Annotated in this window: 19 protein-coding genes; 10 read left to right on the top strand and 9 right to left on the bottom strand. The window is 49.1% G+C overall.

Annotated elements, in window-relative coordinates; all coding sequences use genetic code 11:
• Positions 1-151 precede the first annotated feature (151 nt).
• Both ACZ45B_RS06560 and ACZ45B_RS06555 read left to right on the top strand, forming a co-directional pair.
• Positions 152-2,866: a methyl-accepting chemotaxis protein gene (locus ACZ45B_RS06560; protein WP_024546235.1), complete on the top strand. Its 2,715-nt coding sequence runs from the start codon at positions 152-154 to the stop codon at positions 2,864-2,866.
• Positions 2,867-2,923: 57 nt separating this feature from the next.
• The gene (locus tag ACZ45B_RS06555) at positions 2,924-3,718 is read left to right on the top strand and encodes an MlaE family lipid ABC transporter permease subunit (protein WP_024546236.1); all 795 of its coding nucleotides are present in this window, start codon (positions 2,924-2,926) and stop codon (positions 3,716-3,718) included.
• On the opposite strand, the gene ACZ45B_RS06550 is transcribed toward ACZ45B_RS06555, so the two are convergent.
• Together ACZ45B_RS06550 and ACZ45B_RS06545 are read right to left on the bottom strand one after the other, a co-directional pair.
• Positions 3,715-4,305, bottom strand: coding sequence for an Npun_F5749 family FMN-dependent PPOX-type flavoprotein (locus ACZ45B_RS06550; RefSeq protein WP_024546237.1), 591 nt, complete (start codon positions 4,303-4,305; stop codon positions 3,715-3,717). The two genes, ACZ45B_RS06555 and ACZ45B_RS06550, sit on opposite strands and share 4 nt — an antisense overlap.
• Before the next feature lie 36 nt (positions 4,306-4,341).
• On the bottom strand, positions 4,342-4,665 hold the full coding sequence (locus ACZ45B_RS06545) for a DUF2605 domain-containing protein (RefSeq protein WP_024546238.1): 324 nt from the start codon (positions 4,663-4,665) through the stop codon (positions 4,342-4,344).
• 181 nt (positions 4,666-4,846) lie between these two features.
• Between ACZ45B_RS06545 and ACZ45B_RS06540 the strand changes: the two genes are divergently transcribed.
• From ACZ45B_RS06540 to ACZ45B_RS06530, 3 genes are read left to right on the top strand one after another with little or no spacing between them, the layout of a single operon-like run.
• On the top strand, positions 4,847-5,509 hold the full coding sequence (locus tag ACZ45B_RS06540) for a TIGR00266 family protein (protein ID WP_024546239.1): 663 nt from the start codon (positions 4,847-4,849) through the stop codon (positions 5,507-5,509).
• Between the two features lie 9 nt (positions 5,510-5,518).
• Positions 5,519-6,196: a TIGR00266 family protein gene (locus tag ACZ45B_RS06535; protein WP_024546240.1), complete on the top strand. Its 678-nt coding sequence runs from the start codon at positions 5,519-5,521 to the stop codon at positions 6,194-6,196.
• Between the two features lie 47 nt (positions 6,197-6,243).
• Complete coding sequence (locus ACZ45B_RS06530) at positions 6,244-6,942, top strand: TIGR00266 family protein (protein ID WP_024546241.1); 699 nt, start codon at positions 6,244-6,246, stop codon at positions 6,940-6,942.
• A 104-nt stretch (positions 6,943-7,046) separates the two neighbouring features.
• Here the strand turns inward: ACZ45B_RS06530 and ACZ45B_RS06525 are convergent, their stop codons facing one another.
• The 3 genes from ACZ45B_RS06525 to ACZ45B_RS06515 are packed head-to-tail and all read right to left on the bottom strand — an operon-like array spanning position 7,047 to position 10,354.
• The gene (locus tag ACZ45B_RS06525; protein ID WP_024546242.1) at positions 7,047-7,646 is read right to left on the bottom strand and encodes a cytochrome c oxidase subunit 3; all 600 of its coding nucleotides are present in this window, start codon (positions 7,644-7,646) and stop codon (positions 7,047-7,049) included.
• Between the two features lie 11 nt (positions 7,647-7,657).
• Positions 7,658-9,307: a cytochrome c oxidase subunit I gene (gene ctaD, locus ACZ45B_RS06520; protein ID WP_024546243.1), complete on the bottom strand. Its 1,650-nt coding sequence runs from the start codon at positions 9,305-9,307 to the stop codon at positions 7,658-7,660.
• Between the two features lie 51 nt (positions 9,308-9,358).
• Entirely contained in the window at positions 9,359-10,354 is a 996-nt protein-coding gene (locus tag ACZ45B_RS06515; protein ID WP_024546244.1) for a cytochrome c oxidase subunit II, read from the bottom strand.
• 372 nt (positions 10,355-10,726) lie between these two features.
• Between ACZ45B_RS06515 and ACZ45B_RS06510 the strand changes: the two genes are divergently transcribed.
• From ACZ45B_RS06510 to ACZ45B_RS06500, 3 genes are all read left to right on the top strand, one after another.
• Positions 10,727-11,650, top strand: a complete 924-nt coding sequence (locus ACZ45B_RS06510) for a COX15/CtaA family protein (RefSeq protein WP_024546245.1) — start codon at positions 10,727-10,729, stop codon at positions 11,648-11,650.
• A gap of 94 nt (positions 11,651-11,744) precedes the next feature.
• Positions 11,745-12,698 (top strand): heme o synthase, encoded by a 954-nt coding sequence (locus ACZ45B_RS06505; RefSeq protein WP_024546246.1) that lies wholly within the window; start codon positions 11,745-11,747, stop codon positions 12,696-12,698.
• Complete coding sequence (locus ACZ45B_RS06500) at positions 12,698-14,149, top strand: aminotransferase class I/II-fold pyridoxal phosphate-dependent enzyme (RefSeq protein WP_024546247.1); 1,452 nt, start codon at positions 12,698-12,700, stop codon at positions 14,147-14,149. The genes ACZ45B_RS06505 and ACZ45B_RS06500 overlap by 1 nt, the downstream gene beginning before the upstream one ends.
• On the opposite strand, the gene ACZ45B_RS06495 is transcribed toward ACZ45B_RS06500, so the two are convergent.
• The gene (locus ACZ45B_RS06495; RefSeq protein WP_024546248.1) at positions 14,141-14,959 is read right to left on the bottom strand and encodes a Cof-type HAD-IIB family hydrolase; all 819 of its coding nucleotides are present in this window, start codon (positions 14,957-14,959) and stop codon (positions 14,141-14,143) included. The two genes, ACZ45B_RS06500 and ACZ45B_RS06495, sit on opposite strands and share 9 nt — an antisense overlap.
• A 104-nt stretch (positions 14,960-15,063) precedes the next feature.
• Between ACZ45B_RS06495 and ACZ45B_RS06490 the strand changes: the two genes are divergently transcribed.
• Positions 15,064-15,285, top strand: coding sequence for a hypothetical protein (locus ACZ45B_RS06490; protein ID WP_024546249.1), 222 nt, complete (start codon positions 15,064-15,066; stop codon positions 15,283-15,285).
• Here the strand turns inward: ACZ45B_RS06490 and ACZ45B_RS06485 are convergent.
• On the bottom strand, positions 15,282-15,623 hold the full coding sequence (locus ACZ45B_RS06485; RefSeq protein WP_024546250.1) for a hypothetical protein: 342 nt from the start codon (positions 15,621-15,623) through the stop codon (positions 15,282-15,284). The genes ACZ45B_RS06490 and ACZ45B_RS06485 overlap by 4 nt on opposite strands.
• Positions 15,624-15,635: 12 nt before the next feature.
• Positions 15,636-16,406: a type I methionyl aminopeptidase gene (map, locus tag ACZ45B_RS06480; RefSeq protein ID WP_024546251.1), complete on the bottom strand. Its 771-nt coding sequence runs from the start codon at positions 16,404-16,406 to the stop codon at positions 15,636-15,638.
• 304 nt (positions 16,407-16,710) lie between these two features.
• Between map and ilvC the strand changes: the two genes are divergently transcribed.
• Entirely contained in the window at positions 16,711-17,706 is a 996-nt protein-coding gene (gene ilvC / locus ACZ45B_RS06475; RefSeq protein ID WP_024546252.1) for a ketol-acid reductoisomerase, read from the top strand.
• A 102-nt stretch (positions 17,707-17,808) separates the two neighbouring features.
• Here ilvC and ACZ45B_RS06470 read toward each other — a convergent pair whose 3' ends face one another.
• The gene (locus tag ACZ45B_RS06470; RefSeq protein ID WP_024546253.1) at positions 17,809-18,636 is read right to left on the bottom strand and encodes a class I SAM-dependent methyltransferase; all 828 of its coding nucleotides are present in this window, start codon (positions 18,634-18,636) and stop codon (positions 17,809-17,811) included.
• Positions 18,637-18,720 lie beyond the last annotated feature (84 nt).

Below are 18,720 nucleotides of genomic sequence, written 5' to 3'. Positions count from 1 at the left end.
AAAAAGCGAAAGGGTGTTAATACTTACTGCGACAGTCATGTGATCTGGCATAAAGTGGATTACATTAAAGATACGTTTTGTCGCTATCAAAAAGTTCGTGTAGCGCTCCGTACGATAGTCATAGACATGCGCCAGTTCAGGAGGAAACCCGATGCCGCCCAGCGCCACCGATTATATGAGAGAGTATGCTGAGGCCCAGAAAGCCTACTATCAAAATAATTTGCCTGAGGCAGAGGCGATCGCGAATCAGTTACTCCGGGATTATCCAGACGATCCCCGACTGTTGTTATTGAGTGGTCACATCGCCCTGGGCCTGCAGGATTTGGGGCGCGCATCAACTTTTTATCGCCAAGTTTTAGAAGCGACCGACCAACAGGATTACCACGACTATGCCCACCAAGGATTAGAGCAAATTAATGTCTATGGTCAACAGGTGAGTAGCAATGGGGCGATCGCCAATGGTGCTCAAAACGGTTACGGCGCTAATCAGACCTTAACCCAAGAAGATGTCGACTATCCCTTCGGAGAAGCTGACCTTGAAGCCGCCTTTGCCTTTGATGGAGAAGACGAGCAGCCCGCCCTCGATCACCTGGACGATTGGACTGAAGAGCTGGTTTTCACTCCCTCTGGCCCCCTCCGCGAAGATGATGATGAAACTTTTCTCGTTCCCCATGCCAATGACGAGCACTCCCTTGGTGCTCCCACAAGCCATCGCTTAGATGCCCCATTTTTTACCGAAGAAACAGAAGAATTTATCGAGTTCAATGAAGATGAACTGGTGGAATTTGACACAACTGCTGGCTCATCAACACAGGAAGATACCCTTGGCAATTATGACGATGGCCCTTTAGGACTTGACCTTGATTTAATCCCTCCCACTGATTACACCCAGGGAATGCCCACCCAGGCGACCCTCCTGATGGGAACCGATGACCCCAGTTCTGTCCAAGGCTCTATTCCTTGGCAGGAAGATTCCGGTGAACCCATTGACGCCGGTCTTTATTCAGACTTCGGGGCAATGCCTCCGCAGGAAAATGGTGATTTTGATGATGACATCAGCCTAGGTAGTTTAGGGGCTGAATTATTTGAGGCCGTTCAAGAACCCCCGAAACAAGAGGAAGGGGGCTTTTTAGAGGAATTTGGCATCCTTAACGACCAAGACATTGAAAGTCTCGGTGATTTTGGGTCAGATATTCTAGAAGATGACCAGGATATGCCCGATACGAGCCTTTTTGAATCCTCCTTGGAAGGTACAAATACGGCAAGTTTTAATTTTGATGATTTTCCTGGAGAACTGGCGATCGCCGAAGATGATAATCTCTTTGCGGCCCTCAGCGAAGATAATCCCCCCGGTACCCTTGGGGTGAACTTTACGGTTCCTGAAAAAGGCAATGAAGCCGTTATTGTCCCTTCGAAGAGTTACCTCGCTTGGTTTGAAAATGTCCCCCTCCAGAAAAAACAACTGTTTACAGCCACGGGGGCAGCGGCAGCTTCGGCGATCGCCACCTTGATTGTTATCATTGGTATCCTTCAGACCACCCCCTCTGGCGAACAGCGCCAACAAGCATTTTGGCCTGTGGCGAAAACGGGTCTCCTGACGAGTCTTTTTGCTGGGGCTGCCAGTTTTGGTACCACCTTCTTCTTTGGTCGACTGACCAGTAAGCAAATTAAGCGCAGTACCGACAATCTTCAAGAACAATTTGATGCGGTTTCCCAGGGGAATCTCAACGTTAAAGCAACTGTTTTTGCTGAAGATGAATTTGGAGTGCTGGCCACAGGCTTTAACAAAATGGCCAGGGTGATTCTCAATACCACCAGTGAAGCCCAACGACGGGCCGAAGAAACAGAACAATCCAAAGAAGACCTCCAGCGCCAGGTGATTCGCCTCCTAGATGATGTGGAAGGGGCCGCCCGGGGAGACTTTACCGTACAAGCAGAGGTCACTGCCGACGTATTAGGGGCTGTGGCTGACGCCTTTAACCTGACGATTCAAAACCTCCGAGAAATCGTTCAACAGGTGAAACAGGCGGCCCGCCAGGTGAACAAAAACGCCGCAGATAGTGAATCCTTTGCCCGGGGTCTATCGAGTGATGCCCTGCGTCAAGCAGAGGAATTGGCTGTCACCCTCAACTCGGTGCAGATGATGACCGACTCCATCCAGCGGGTGGCTGAAAATGCCCGGGAGGCAGAGGAGGTGGCCCGCACCGCTTCGAGCACCGCCCTGAAGGGGGGAGAATCGGTAGAACATACGGTGGCGGGGATTTTGCAGATCCGAGAAACGGTGGCTGAAACTGCCCGGAAGGTAAAACGCCTCGCGGAATCTTCCCAAGAAATTTCAAAAATTGTGGCGGTGGTTTCTCAGATCGCCTCCCGGACAAATCTCCTTGCTTTAAACGCATCTATCGAGGCGGCCCGGGCCGGAGAATCGGGAAAAGGGTTTGCGATCGTTGCTGACGAGGTGCGACAGTTGGCTGACCGTTCTGCGAAGGCTCTGAAAGAAATTGAGCAAATCGTTTTGCAAATTCAAAGTGAGACGAGTTTGGTAATGACAGCCATGGAGGAAGGGACGCAACAGGTTATCGACGGAACCAAACGGGCTGAACAGGCTAAGCAGTCCCTTGATGACATTATCCAGGTATCTAATCGTATTGACGCCCTGGTGCGATCGATTACGGCGGATACGGTGGAACAACGGGAAAACTCGCGGGCGGTGGCCCAGGTGATGCAATCGGTGGAATTAACGGCCCAGGAAACCTCCCGTGAATCCCAGCGGGTGGCAGGATCGTTGCAGAAATTAGTGGTGATTGCCCGTGATCTATCATCCTCGGTAGACCGGTTCCGGGTGGAAGCGAGTGACGAAGCGTAATATGATCGGGCCAGGGCGATCGCCATTAATTTTTTTATTTTCCCTTGTGCCATACCTATGACCAGCCAACGCAAATCTAGAAGCGCCCTCGGCAAATGGTTTGAGCGGCTCACTGCCGCTACTTTCTTAGGGGGGCAAGTCATTGTCCATATTCTGCGCGGGCGGTTTAATCGACGGATGACCATCGAACAGATGGCCGCTGTGGGGCCAGATTCCCTACTGATTGCCCTGGTGACAGCTGGTTTTGTGGGGATGGTTTTCACCATTCAAGTGGCCCGAGAATTTATTTATTTTGGTGCAGGCACAGCTGTGGGGGGCGTACTTGGCCTTTCGTTATCGCGGGAACTGGCTCCCGTGTTGACGGCGGTGGTACTGGCCGGGCGAGTTGGTTCGGCTTTTGCGGCCGAAATTGGCACAATGCGTGTTACAGAACAAATTGATGCATTGTATATTTTACGCACTGACCCAATTGATTATTTAGTCGTACCACGTTTTCTGGCCTGCTGTCTGATGCTGCCATTGCTGACGATTTTGTCGCTGTTGATGGGTATGGCTGGGGGGCTCGCGATCGCCACCCATCTTTATCAAATTCCCCAATCTGTCTTCATCAATTCGGCCCGCACCTTTTTGGAATACTGGGATATTACGAGCGCCATTATTAAGTCCGTTGTGTTTGGGGGGTTAATTGCGGTGATTGGCTGCAGTTGGGGGCTCACCACCACAGGCGGTGCGAAGGGGGTTGGCCAATCGACGACCACGGCAGTGGTGACCTCTCTGTTGGCAATTTTTGTGGCTAATTTTTTTCTATCTTGGGTCATGTTCCAAGGGTTAGGGAGCGCCTTGGTGGGCTAGGGATTGACGGTCTTTTTTTGCCAGAGGCGATCGCCATCGAGGTGATAGAGAAAACGGTTTTGGGGATTGCCCCGGAGCTCTAGGTGATCCACCGCGGTCACTTGAAACAGCAATAGGACAAAATTTGGCCCCGGCTCTAGGCAATCTACCCCACTAGGCTGGAAATCAGCTAAATCTTCACTGCGTTGGGCAGCTGGAGTTGGCCAAAAGAATTGCTCCCGGGCGGCATCCGAAAGGCTCTGCCAAGTTTGGGTTCTTTCAACATAAAAAGGTGAATCATGGTCCGCTGCGGTGATGGCGGTTATCTTGCCACTGAGGCGGAACTGTTCCCGGGTTTTGGTGAAATACCAGGCGATTTCCCCCAGGCGATCGCCCGTTAGATGCTGCATTTTTTCACTGCGCTGGTCGGTGATGATCTTGAAATCATTACTCTGGTCTAGGAACCCCCGAAACACCACGGTACGATTACGGGGTTTCCCCTCTGGGGTGACCGTCGCCAGTTGAAAAAAACGGTGATGGGGTTGGCTTTTATTGCGGTGAATTGCCCGGGCTAAAGGCGATCGCCAAGGGGCCAGTGCAAAGGTCATGGCAGTGATCAAAATTAAAGTGCAGTAATAAAAAACCTAGGATTCCGCTTCCCATTGACGACGCTTTTGGGCCACCTGCCAACATTCCGAAACCAGTTGATGCCAAGGCATTAACACCTTCACATCCACCCCAGCATTGCCGTCCATCGCTTGAAAAAGCGATTTTGTCGCCGTCACTTCCCCCTGGGCCTGGCGAATGCGGGCCATCAAATCAGTTTGTTCTGCTTCTGACATAAAACCTAAACGATGTTTTTCGAGGGCTCCTAAAGACAACTCAAACCAATACAAAAAGTCGTCTAACAGTGGGGCCAGCACAGACTTGAGGATCTGCTTTTCGTCGGCGGGTTCTGAAGAAAACATAAGGGTCTACAGAAAAATGAGATTTGCTTTACATAGCTTAACGTGTTGTTGGCGATCGCCGCTGAGCTTTAAGTATTAAACAACCGTAACATTTATCTCCCCTAGCCTGTTCCTTGCTAAAAATAAAGAACATTGGCTTAGTTAATGAGCTTCTACAAACCTTTACTATGGTGGCGTCACGGTGAAATACGAAATCCGCTACAAGCCCGCCTTTGCTTGTCTTTTTATTACCCTAGAACCCGGCGAACAGGTGACTGCCGAGGCCGGGGCCATGGTGAGCATGGATGCTGGGATCACAATGAAAGCCGAATTTTCCGGCGGTCTGGTTCCTGCCATTTTGCGTCGCTTATTTGGCGGTGAATCGCTCTTTGTAAATGTCTATCGCAACACCAGTAAGCGACCTCAGACAGTGATTTTAACCCAATCAATTGTCGGCGATATCCACCGCATCGATCTTTCCCAAGGGCCGATCTGTTTCCAACCCGGTGCTTACATTGCCCACACCCCCGGTGCCAAAATGGGCGTCCATTGGGCCGGTTTTGCTAGTTGGTTCGCTGGGGAAGGCCTGTTTAAGTTGCAATTTTCTGGAACTGGCCGTGTTTTTTATGGCTGCTATGGCGGCATCATCGAAAAACAAATTAGCGGTGAATTTGTCGTCGACAATAGCCACCTTGTCGCCTATGACCCAGGCATCACAATGAATATCCGTATGTCTGGGGGAATTTTTGGTTCACTCACCTCCGGGGAAGGTTTTGTGAACAAACTGAAAGGGCGTGGCCGGATCTATCTCCAGTCCCGCAGCGTGTCCGGTCTTGTGGGCTTTTTACGTCCAAAATGTCGTTAGAGAATATCTATGGAAATTAAACTCTTACATCAGCCCGATAATGCGATCGCCCACATCACCCTCAATGCTGGCGAAGAAATTATTGCCCAAGCCGGTGCTATGGTGGCCATGAGTAGCACAATCAATGCCAGTACAACCCTCCGTAAAGGTAAGGGAGGCGGCATTATGGGTGGCCTCAAGCGGATGCTTGCTGGTGAATCTTTATTTTTGAGTGTTTTTCGTGCTCCATTACCCAATAGTGAAATTTGGCTAGCCCCCAATCTCATGGGGGATCTACTCCTCTACGAAATGCAGGGGGAAGAACTGATCGTGCAAGCTTCCTCCTATTTAGCCTGTGGCCCAAAAGTCGACATTGACCTTGGTTGGCAAGGGTTTAAATCTTTCTTCTCGGGAGAATCGATTTTTTGGTTGAGCATGACGGGTTATGGCCCGCTTCTGGTCACCTCCTTTGGGGCGATCTACGAAATAGATGTTGACGGTGAGTACATCGTGGATACAGGCCATATCGTCGCCTTTGAAAAGAGCCTGAGTTTTACCATTGGTAAAGCCAATCCTTCTTGGATCGGCGCTTTACTCGGTGGTGAAGGAATTGTTTGTCGCTTTCGAGGTAAAGGAAAACTCTACTGCCAAACCCACAATCCGGGAGCCTTTGGTTCTCGAATCGGTTCCCAATTACCCCCCCGTTAAGTTGTTGTCCTTTGGAGCCAGTGCTAAAAAATTAGCGCTTAAAAGTTATGTCTCAGTTCCAGTTTCGTGTTGAAAATAACCCTTCCTATGCCTCTCTTATTGTAACTTTGCCTCCGAACCAAACCCTGCTTGTGGAAGCGGGGGCGATGGCCGCCATGGACGCCAATATCGATATGAAATCGAAGATGCGGGGTGGTTTGATGAAGGGTATTGGCCGCATGTTAAGTGGAGAATCGCTCTTTATCAGTGAGTTCACGGCAAAAAATACTGCCGGAGAAATCTACATTTCGCCTGGGGTGCCGGGGGATGTGAGCTATTATCACCTGGATGGTTCTAAGTCTTTGATGGTGCAGTCTTCGGGTTTTGTGGCTGCGAGTCCTTCGGTGAATTTGGATACTAAATTCCAAGGATTAAAAGGCTTTTTTTCGGGAGAGTCGATCTTTTTCTTACGGGCTTCGGGCACTGGAGATTTTTGGTTTAGCTCCTATGGGGCAATTATTGAAATCCCGGTCGCCGGAGATTATGTGGTGGATACGGGCTACATTGTTGCCTTCGAAGATACCCTAGATTACAACGTGGAAATGATTGGTGGTTTGTCGTTTCGGGGACTCCGTACCGGAATTCTCGGTGGGGAAGGGCTTGTTTGTCGTTTCAGTGGTCAGGGCCGTCTGTGGATCCAGTCGCGTAATTTGTTTCCGTTGTTGAATTTCCTCTATCCTTATCGTCCTGTTCCTAGTAATGATTAGTTTTTTGCTTTGGGGCGATCGCCCATAGATAAAGATAAAAAAGAGGAGGCGATCGCCTCCTCCTTTTTGTTTTGTTTGTTGGGAATGAATTTAAAAGGTAATCCCTAGAGCAGGTAAACAAGACCGAAAAGAACAATCCAAACCACATCGACGAAATGCCAGTAAAGTTCTGCGGCTTCTACTCCAAAATGGGACGCACCGCTATAGTGACCCGCTGCGCGCGATCGCCACAATACCGCCAACGTGAACAGGAGACCTGCCGTGACGTGTAATCCGTGAAAGCCCGTCAGCGCATAGAAACAACTACCAAATAGATGCTCCGTTAGCCCAAATTCCATGTGGGCATATTCATAGACCTGACCACCGAGGAACACCGCACCCATCAGCGCCGTAATCCCAAACCAAAGCTGTAGGCCTTTGACATCGTCATTTTTAATGGCACTTTGCCCCTTGTGCATCACGAAACTACTGCTCACCAGAATAATCGTGTTGATCGTCGGGATGGTTAGCTCTAATTCTTTCGAGAAATCGGCGATCGTGGATTTATAAATCAAAAACGCCGCAAATAATCCCGCAAAAATCATCGTTTCCGCCACAAGGAACAGCACTAGCCCAAACATCCGGTGATCGGGGTGTCCATGGTGTTCTGTCGGTGCCGCTTGGTAATTTGCTGTGACTGTCGTATTTGTTGTCGAACTCTGCATTGCTTTCTCCTTTAGCCAACTTCCGCCACTTCTGCAAGCATCTCTTCCACAGATTCACCTGCATCTTCTGACTCGCTATCAATCCCGTAGTCGTATGGCCCGGCCCAAAGAACTGGCACTTCATCAAAGTTTTCAATGCTCGGCGGGGAAGTGGTTTGCCATTCGAGGGTGAGGGCGCGCCAAGGGTTACGTCCTGCAGCTTCGCCCTTCACTAAACCCAACACCATCGACACTAAAAAGGGCAAGGTGGACAAGGCCAAAATATAGGAACCAATGGTACACACCTGGTTCAAGCTTTGAAATTGGGGATCATAAAGGGCAATGCGGCGGTTCATTCCTTGCATACCGAGATAGTGCATCGGCAAGAAAGTCATATTAAAACCTACAAAGGTCATGGCGAAATGGAGTTTCCCCCAAAATTCGTCATACATTTTGCCCGTCATCTTCGGATACCAGTGATACACCGCTGAGAATAAGGCGAAAACAGAACCCCCAAATAGAACGTAATGGAAGTGACCGACAACGAAGTAGGTATCGTGGACATGGATATCGAAGGGAGCAGCTGCTAACATGACCCCGCTCAAGCCTCCAATCAGGAAGGAAGAGAGAAAGCCGATCGCAAAAAGTAAGGCGGAGTTTAACTGGAGCTTGCCGCCCCAGAGGGTGGCACACCAACTAAAAATTTTGATCCCTGTTGGCACAGCTACGAGCATGGTTGTCGCCATGAAGAACATCCGTAACCAACCGGGGGTGCCACTGGTGAACATGTGGTGCGCCCAGACGATTAATCCTAAGAAACTGATCGCGAGACCGGAATAGGCGATCGCCCGATAGCCGAAGATCGGTTTACGGGAGTGGACTGGCAACACCTCGGAGATCACCCCGAAGAAGGGCAATACCATGATGTACACCGCCGGATGGGAATAAAACCAGAATAAGTGCTGGTACACAATCGGATCGCCGCCCCCCGTGGGATTAAAAAACGCCGTTCCCGCCATCAAATCAAAGGACAGGAGAATTAACGCCGCTGCCAGTACTGGAGTCGAGAGGAGAATCAGCGCCGAAGTCGCCAACATCGCCCAACAAAACAACGGCATACTGTGGATATCCATCTCAGGGATGCGCATTTTAAAAATAGTGGTGACAAAATTAATCGCCCCCAAAATCGAAGCCGTCCCCAAAATCAGCAGGCAGAGAATCCACAGTTCTTCCCCCCATTTCCCAGAGATCAAACTCAAGGGCGGATAGGACGTCCAACCCGCTTGGGGCGCACCGACAAAAAAGCTGGAAATCAACAAAATCCCACCGACAGGCTGCATCCAAAATGCCACCGCATTCAAGCGGGGAAAGGCCATATCATCCGCGCCAATCATCAACGGGATTAGGTAATTGGCAAAGGCGGCTCCCGCAGGTACAATCCACAAAAAGATCATGATTGTGCCGTGCATGGTGAACAGTTGGTTATAAACTTCAGGACTGACAAAGTCAGGGTCGGGGGTCGCAAGTTCGGTGCGCACCATCTCTGCCAGCGCACCACCAATGAAATAAAAGAAAAAGGAAGTCACAAGGTACTGAATCCCAATTACTTTATGGTCGGTACAGAAGGTGAAATAGTCTGTCCACTTGCGATCGCCCCCGTGGTGTGTTGTCGCTTCACTCATGGTTGATCGTTACTGTTGGTTTACTCAAGAAATTTACTAAAAAGCCTAGATCTATTGATGAATAGACATCATGGTCATCGGTCCATGGGGAATCTGGTCGAGGGTATTTTTAATGATCCCCATCTCCTCGGCATAGGCTTGGAGAAATGCTGCATCACTTAAATCACTCGGATTCACTGCCATGGTCTGGTTTTCTTCTGACTGCATTGCCACCGTCCGCGACTGTACCCAGGCGTCATAGCCCTCGGCAGTTTCTACGGTCATGGTCGTTTTCATGCCGCCGTGGTAAGAGCCACACAATTCCGCACAAATCACAGGGTAGGTTCCCTCGCGGTTCGCCACAAAACTCAGTTGGGACAGTTGCCCCGGCATCACATCCTGTTTAATCCGCAGTTCCGGTAACCAGAAGGCATGGATCACATCTGCCGCTTTCATGTTGAGCTGGACAGGGCGATCGACGGGCACATGGAGGTCACCGGAGATGATCCCCGTATCAGGATAGGTGAAAATCCAAGCGTATTGGAGGCCATTGACCTCTACCACCAGGGGCTCCTGTTCTCCGGCAGACATGGATTTACCAATGCCGATCGCCACTTGGGAATCTCCCCCCATGGCGACCATATTTTCCATAGTGCTGGGGTTGTGATGGTGGTGGTGAGACATCGCCATGCCACTACCAGAAACCATCGGGTCGAGGCCACCCATTTTGTTATAAATTTCAAAACTATAAATAGCCAAGATAAAAACAGTAAGGGTGGGAATTGCCGTCCAAAGAATTTCTAAGGGAACATTGCCTTCAATGGCAGGCCCGTCAGTGAGGTCTCCTTTTTTGCGGCGAAATCGGATCAAACAAATGACGAGTGCTCCTTCAATCAGGATGAATAGACCAGTGGCGATCGTCATCATCAAATTGAATAATTCATCTACATCATTGGCATCGGCTGAAGCGGCCACTGGCATTAGACCATGGTGCTGACCATACCAAAGACTGATGAGGGTGACGGCAATTCCAACGATCAAAGTCGTGATGCTATTTGGAATATTCACGGGGAAAAGTCGAATCTCTCTTTTAGATAACTGCTGTCTACCACGTTAAAACAAACTGTTTAGAAATGCTTTCGGTTTGTCACAATCTTCATGGTTGAGTGTTGACAAATAGGCGTTCTTTAACAGTGGTATCAAGGGCAACGGAAGATAAACTAGCTCACAAAAATTAAGTTTTTTTTAAGCTTTCTGAGGAAGAAATTACCCCAAATGTAAAGATTTTGTACAGGATAGGTTCCTAAACAGCAGGGGCCAGAGGGGTTCATTACAGTGATAGAGAACGAGATTTAGCGATTTTTTGGCAAACAATCTGCAAATAAACTGCGATAAAAGCTTTGGCTCTCGTGGTTGTTAAGCGTTTTGTGAGGAGACTTTATGGCTCATTCCCTCCCTTCTCCAGTGACTTTCACCGGTGACAGACATCAGGTCAAAACTTGGATCCGTCGTCTTGTCTGGAAAATGGCGATCGCCACCTTTTTGCTCATGGGGATTGGTAGTGCGACGCGGGTGATGAATGCGGGCTTGGCTTGTCCGGACTGGCCCCTGTGCTATGGGCAGCTTGTGCCGACGCAACAGATGAATTTGCAGGTTTTTCTGGAATGGTTTCACCGTTTGGATGCGGCCTTGATCGGATTATCGGCGATCGCCCTTGTGGGGTTAACGGTCTGGTTCCGGAATGTGTTACCCCGTTGGCTCCCTTGGTCAGCAGGCTTCGCCCTGTTTTTAATCGTGTTTCAGGGCATTTTAGGCGGACTGACGGTAACGCAATTGCTCCGCTTTGATATCGTCACAGCGCACCTCGGTACAGCATTGGTGTTCTTTGTCACGCTCCTCACCATTGGTTCCTGTTTGAGCGATTACAAGGGCAATGGCACGGTGGGTAAATTACCTTGGATCAGTGTCACAGGGGCAATTCTTGTCTATGTCCAGAGTTTACTGGGGGGTTTAGTGGCGTCCCAATGGGCGGCTCATCAGTGCTTTTTTCAGGGGGATATGTGTTTGGTGATGCATAGCCACATCATCGGCGTGGTCCCTGCAACCCTTGCCACATTGATCACAGTGATTTTGTCTTGGCGCACCCCTGCGCTCCATCCGGTGTTACGGTATCTTGCGAATACTGCGGCGCTTCTCGTCTGTCTGCAAGTGGCAATTGGGGTGGGAACTTACAAACTTCATTTACAGGTGGAACCGCTAACCGTGACCCACCAAGCGGTTGGTGCAGCTCTCCTTGGGACGTTAGTGATCTTTTCAGTATTTGCCCTGCGCGATCGCCAAACCGTGATGCAGTTAACAGATTAATTTTCGAACTCGATTACATTGGGGCCGAAGTCTTCACACATGATTTTTCCCCTTCTCTACATCATTCCCCTCAGGTCTATCAGGATATTTTTTTATGCTCGGCACCAGCCTTTCGCCCCAACACGAAAACTTTTTGGCCGTGGTCAAAAGTTATTATCAGCTTACGAAACCCCGCATTATTCCCCTACTACTGATTACCACGGCGGCTTCAATGTGGATCGCTTCCCATGGTGAGATTGATCCCGTGAAATTGGTGATTACGATGTTGGGCGGAACCCTCGCTGCTGCCTCTGCCCAGACCCTCAATTGCATTTACGATCAAGACATTGATTTTTCGATGCAACGCACCCGCAAACGTCCGATTCCTTCGGGTCGGGTGCAACCGCGCCATGCGTTGATTTTCGCGCTGATCTTGGGGGGATTATCTTTTTCGTTGCTGACGGTGTTTGTGAATTTGCTCAGTGCTTGTTTGGCGCTGTCGGGGATCATTTTCTACATGCTGATCTATACCCATTGGCTGAAGCGGCACAATGTGCAGAATATTGTGATCGGCGGCGCGGCGGGATCAATTCCGCCCCTCGTCGGTTGGGCAGCGGTGACGGGTCATTTAGATTGGTCGGCATGGATTATTTTTGCCCTGATTTTCCTCTGGACGCCGCCCCACTTCTGGGCTTTGGCATTGATGATCAAAGATGATTATGCCGAGGTAAATGTGCCGATGTTACCGGTGGTGAAGGGCGAAAAAGTGACGGTGGATCAAATCTGGATTTACACGTTGATCACTGTGCCATTTAGTTTCCTGTTGGTGTTTCCATTCCAGGCGTCGGGTTTACTCTATGCGATCGCCGCCACGATTCTCGGGGGGATTTTTATTCAAAAGGCCTGGGAACTGAAACAAAATCCCTTTGAAAAGGCGATCGCCAAATCGATGTTTAAATATTCGATTCTGTACATGATGTTGCTTTGTACGGCGATGGTGGTGGATAGTTTACCTGCGGTGCATGAAGTTACCGCGATGTTGACCACAACCCTTGCTTCGATTAGCTAATGACTCCGCTGTTTTCAAAACTGCTCGAACTTTCTAACTCAAACCATGCCCCTTTTTACGCCCCCGGTCACAAACGTGGTCAGGGGATTTTTCATGACCTGACGGAGGCTTGGGGATCAGCGATTTTTCGGGCAGATTTACCAGAATTGCCTGATTTAGATAATCTTTTTGCACCGGAAGGCGTGATTTTAAAAGCTCAAAATCTGGCGGCGAAAACCTTTAGCGCGGATCAAACTTGGTTCCTCGTCAATGGTTCCACCTGCGGGATCATCGCGGCAATTTTGGCAACGGTGGGAAATGGCGACAAAATTCTGTTACCGCGCAATGTCCATCAATCGGCCATTTCCGGCTTAATTCACGCCGGGGCAATGCCCGTTTTTGTAAAACCGCCCTACGATCCCCAGTGGGATTTGAGCTATGGCTTAACACCGGAATCCGTTGAGGCAGCATTTCAAATTCATCCCGATATTAAAGCGGTGTTTGTCCTCTCGCCGACCTACCAAGGGGTTTGTCCGGATTTGGGGGCGATCGCCAAAATTACCCACACGAAAAATGTACCGTTAATCGTCGATGAAGCCCACGGCAGTCACTTTAAATTTCACCCTGATTTACCGCCCACAGCCCTAGAACTCGGCGCAGATCTGGTAATTCAATCGACCCACAAAACTCTCGGCGCGATGACCCAGGCATCCATGTTGCATTTACAGGGTTCACGAATTGATCCCCAGAAAATTAGCCGCGCTTTACAGTTAGTGGAATCCACCAGCCCCAGTTACTTACTGCTCGCGTCCCTCGATGCTGCCCGTGAACAGATGGCAACCATGGGCGAAAAACTTTGGTCTGAGACCTTAACTTTAGCGAAACAAGCACGACAGGCATTAGCTGAAATTCAAGGCATCAAAGTTTTTGATCCCCGGCCCCAAAAGGGTATTCAATATTTTGATCAAACTCGCTTAACCATTGATGTGACAGGATTGGGTTTTACGGGCTATGAAGCTGATGAGATTTTTGCCGAAAAATTGGGTGTGATTGCAGAATTACCATTGCGGCGATCGCTCACTTTTATCCTGACCTTTGGTAATACCGAAAAAGATATTGAACAATTAATCAAAGCATTTAAAGAGCTTGGTAGTTATCAACCGCAACAACCTTTTAGCCAACAACAAAACTTAGATCAGTCCACTTTCCAACAACTTTATGATTTGCCGCCTCTATCACCCCGTCAGGCCTATTTTTCGACGAGCAAAACAGTCTCCATTAAAGCGAGCATCAATCAAATTTGTGCTGAGTTAATTTGTCCTTATCCGCCTGGTATTCCTGTAATTATGCCAGGGGAAAAAATTACCCATGGGAAAATTTATAGTCTCAAGCAGGTGCTCAAACTAGGGGGCGTTATTACTGGCGCCCATGATCCAGAACTCAATACAATTCAAGTGATTGATTTAGAGTAAAAATTTGGCGATCGCCTGGGCTACCCCATCATTTTCAATGGAATCGGTGACATGATCGGCGATCTTTTGGACCCCGGCGGGCGCATTGCCCATGGCGATCCCTAGCCCTGCGTATTGAATCATTTCTAAATCATTGTAATTATCACCAATCGCCATCACATTGCGGGCTTCTAAACCGAGAATCTCCTCAGTGAGTGTTTTGAGAGCTTGTCCCTTGGTCGCTATGGGAGAAGTAAACTCGACATAAAATTCAGTAGATTGTACACAATGAATTTGATGATCGGTGTAACGCTTTCTGACTTCAGGTAATAGTTTGGCTGGTAAATCTTCGTGATGACAAACGGCGAGAATTTTTGTGGGAGCATGGTCTGTTATGCCCCGTAAATCTGTGAGTAAATTGGCCTGGCACCCGGTTCTTTCTTGGTAGGCAAAAACCCGATCATTGAGTTCTTTTACAAATAATTGGTCGCCGTGGTACACATGGAGGTGCAATTTTGAGCACCATGGTTCTGCGTCTAAATATTCTAAAATGTCGAGGGCGATCGCCGCCGGTACCGAGAGTTGGCGATGGGGCTTTTGTACCAAAGGATCCTGAATCCAGGCGCCATTATAGGCAATGAGTGGCACGTCTGAGGCAATGAGTTGATGATATTTTTTTGCGGAACAAAACATCCGCCCTGTGGCGATCGCAACCCTGATGCCCCGTTGTTGTACCGCCTGAATTGCTTCAAGGACCGCAGGAGAAACTTCAAGGCTTTTACCGAGAATCGTGCCATCAATATCAAGGACCAGTAAACGAATATCCTGCATTTTTTTCACCAGGGCGATTGTGACTGAGTGGTTTGAAAATTGGCGCAAATCTCCCCTTGATATAATAGAGACATTTGGGAAATCAAAAGAGATTTAACTTTGTAATGACTACCGAAAGAGAATTTCAAGAATGGGCAGAAAAAATCCGGCGTGTCCGGGGCCAGGCTCCTTTGCGAAAATCCCAGCAAAAACGAAAAATGTCTCCCCTGCTGCTCATCATCTTATTTGTTTGTAGTTTGGCGATCGCCGCAGCGATCAGTAACCGTCAGCAACAGCAGACCCAACCCAATTCCCAAGGACAACTTCTGTCAGAATCTTTTTTTTAGGGCCGGCCCCACTCTAGGGCATGAATCAAGTGATCTTGCCCCACAATAACTGTGACTGCCTCCCCATAACCATCGCCGGCGATCGAGACATATACCCAGCGCCAATCTTGTGGCCGTTTATCTGGCCAGTTGTCTAGGGTGGCGATCGCCTCAACATCTGTCGGTGGCCCGTCGCCATAGGCAACCATTGCCGCAAACACCTGTTGCAATCGCGGCGCTGGATATTGGCCTTGTAATACTGGGCTTAGGTAGAGCCGAGCCGCCTCAAAGTTTCCTTCGACCAAAGCTTGGGCAAACTTTAGCGCAATTTCTACTGGAATCGACGCTGCCACAGCCATTGCAACGGCACCTTAATCGGCACGGGTAAGAATTTCTGGCCCCTCTGGGGTGATGGCGATCGTATGCTCGAACTGGGCCGAGAGCTTCCGGTCTTTGGTGACAGCGGTCCAGCCGTCGCTTAGCATTTCAGCCTCGTAGGTGCCTTCATTGATCATCGGTTCGATGGTGAAGACCATGCCCGGCCGAATTTTTGTCCCTTTACCGCGCTTACCGTAATGGGGCACTTGGGGTTCTGTGTGGAACACATTACTAATGCCATGGCCGACAAAATCCCGCACGACTGAATAGCCCTGGGCTTCAGCATATTCTTGGATTGCCGCGCCAATATCGCCGATGCGACCATTGGGCTGGGCCGCTTCAATGCCGATATATAGACATTGTTTGGTCACTTCGACTAATTTTTTGACCTTGGGGGCTGGAGTGCCGACAAAGAAGGTGCGAGAGGTGTCGCCGTGGTAACCATCGAGGATCGGCGTGACATCGATATTGATAATGTCACCTTCTTTTAACACTTGCTTTTTGCTGGGGATCCCGTGGCAAATGACTTCATTGACGCTCGTGCAGATCGAACGGGGAAAAGGGTTACTTTTGCCGTAGCCGAGGGGAGCGCTTTTGGCGCCGTGCTTTTGAGTCCAGGCTTCGGCGGCATCGTTCAGTTCAAGGGTGGTGACACCGGGCTTGACCAGGGGCTCTAGGTAATCGAGGAGTTGTGCGGCCAGCCGTCCCGCACTGCGCATTTTTTCAATTTCTCGTTTTGAGAGCAGAACGATTCCTTTACCCATGGGAGCGTGTTGTTAAATGTTTGTCTAAGAATTACCAGAAAACTATTGTAACAGTCCCTACAGCCCAGGGCGAATCGGGTCGTGGGTCACAAAATTTTGTCTGATTCTTTCGACAAAGAAAAAATGCGAGGTAATGGTTAGGCGATCGCCTAACCATTACTTATCTGGGGTGACAAGAAAATTTGTCTGGGTCTGGCGTAGTTTGAACAGGGGGTCAGAGGGCGACAATCCCCTATAATACGAAGTCTGCAGTATGCATTAACACATATTCTTAAATTTGTAATTTCTGTCGGAGAATTGTCCTATGGCTCGCATGTATTATGATGCGGACGCAAACTTAGATCTGCTCAGCGGCAAAACCGTTGCGATCGTTGGCTACGGTTCCCAGGGCCATGCCCACGCCCTCAACCTCAAAGATAGTGGTGTCAACGTGGTCGTCGGTCTCTATGAAGGGAGTAAGTCCACTGCCAAAGCCGAAGCAGAAGGTCTGAAGGTTTTACCCGTTGCTGAAGCCGCAAAAGTAGCCGACTGGATCATGATCCTGCTGCCTGATGATGTGCAAAAGCGCGTCTACACCAACGACATTGCCCCCAACCTCAAAGCCGGCGATGTGCTTTCCTTTGCCCACGGGTTTAACATCAACTTCGGTCAAATTGTCCCTCCCGCTGATGTTGATGTTGTGATGGTTGCCCCCAAAGGCCCCGGTCACCTCGTCCGCCGCACCTACGCCCAAGGCCAAGGGGTTCCTGCTCTATTTGCTGTGTACCAAGATGCCACTGGCCAAGCCCGCGAACTCGCCATGGCTTACGCGAAAGGCATTGGTGGTACCCGTGGCGGTATCCTCGAAACCACATTCCGGGAAGAAACAGAAACCGATCTCTTTGGGGAACAAGCTGTTCTCTGCGGTGGTTTGAGTGCCCTGATCAAAGCTGGGTTTGAAACCCTCGTTGAAGCTGGTTATCAGCCCGAATTGGCCTACTTTGAATGCTTACACGAAGTTAAACTGATTGTTGACCTCGTGGTTGAAGGTGGCTTGGCGAAGATGCGCGACAGTATCTCCACCACCGCTGAATATGGCGACTACATGAGTGGCCCTCGCATCGTGACCGCAGACACCAAAGCGGCGATGAAACAGATCCTCAGCGAAATTCAGTCTGGGGAGTTTGCTCGCAACTTCATTCTCGAAAACCAATCTGGCCAAGCACAATTCACCGCGATTCGTCGCCAAGAAGAAGAGCATCCCATCGAAGTGGTTGGGAAAGATCTCCGGGCCATGTTTAGCTGGTTAAAAGAAAGCTAAATATTTCGATTCATTGCACTAAACTGAAAATTTAAAAATTTAAACAGTGAAGGTGGGCCTTAATCGCGCTCACCTTTTTTATTTTTTACTTTTGTTAAAAATTCAAGCGGGAGACTTAACCTGGGCAATGTGGGCAGCACAGATATATTCAGTGGGAATGACTTCGATATTTTGAGACTGAAAAACCTCCCTTAATTCTTGAAAGAGTTGCTCACGAACGGTGGCTTCTAGGGCGATATAGGGGGAGAGGGTTGTTAACAATTTAAGATAGTCTGTCGGTGTATAATCTTTTTGTTCAATCACCTGGGTCAGTTCGAGGTTTTCAAAGCAATCGGACGCTAACAAACCTTGGCTAATATTGTTTAAATTCTGTTCTTGCACTGTAATATTTTCAAAGCTTGCAAAGCTGGGCATATGTTTCTCATAGAAGGGAAGCAGGTATTGAAAAATCTCTGAATCGGGCTGAGGAACAGTATTCCAGAGGAGAATAATTTTTCCCTGGGGATTGAGTAAGCGGGCGATCGCCTGGCATCTGGTTTCAGGTTGGAGCCAATGAAAGGAAGTACTGGCGAGGATCGCATTAAATTTTTTCGGCGTCGGTTGCCATTCCTCAAAGGTTGTATTGACGACTTCTAGATCCGGATAATTTTGAAACCGCCGGGCCAAAAATTCACAAGCTTTTGGATTGGGTTCAAGGCAGATTAATTTAAAGTTTCGCTGGATAAAATGCTGGGTTGCATTACCGGGGCCGCTACCAATTTCTAGAATCAGTTCATTGGGTTCCAGTTGCTGGCAAATTAAATCGATAATCTTCGAGACATAGGGGGCACGATATTGCTCGTAGGCTTCGGTTGCTTCGGCATACCAGTGTTTACGGTCAGTGATGGGTTGCGCATAAATATTCTGGAAAAAAGCATCAAAATTTTTCATTGTTTCACAACCTCAGAAAGAATGTAATTTTCAGTTTAGGCTAAGGTGATCGCCCCCTGTATCCGTTTTCTTATCTGGGGAAAA

Source organism: Picosynechococcus sp. NKBG15041c, assembly GCF_055380235.1.
The sequence above is the reverse complement of the archived record's forward strand: the minus strand, read 5'-3'. Positions and strand labels throughout refer to the sequence as shown.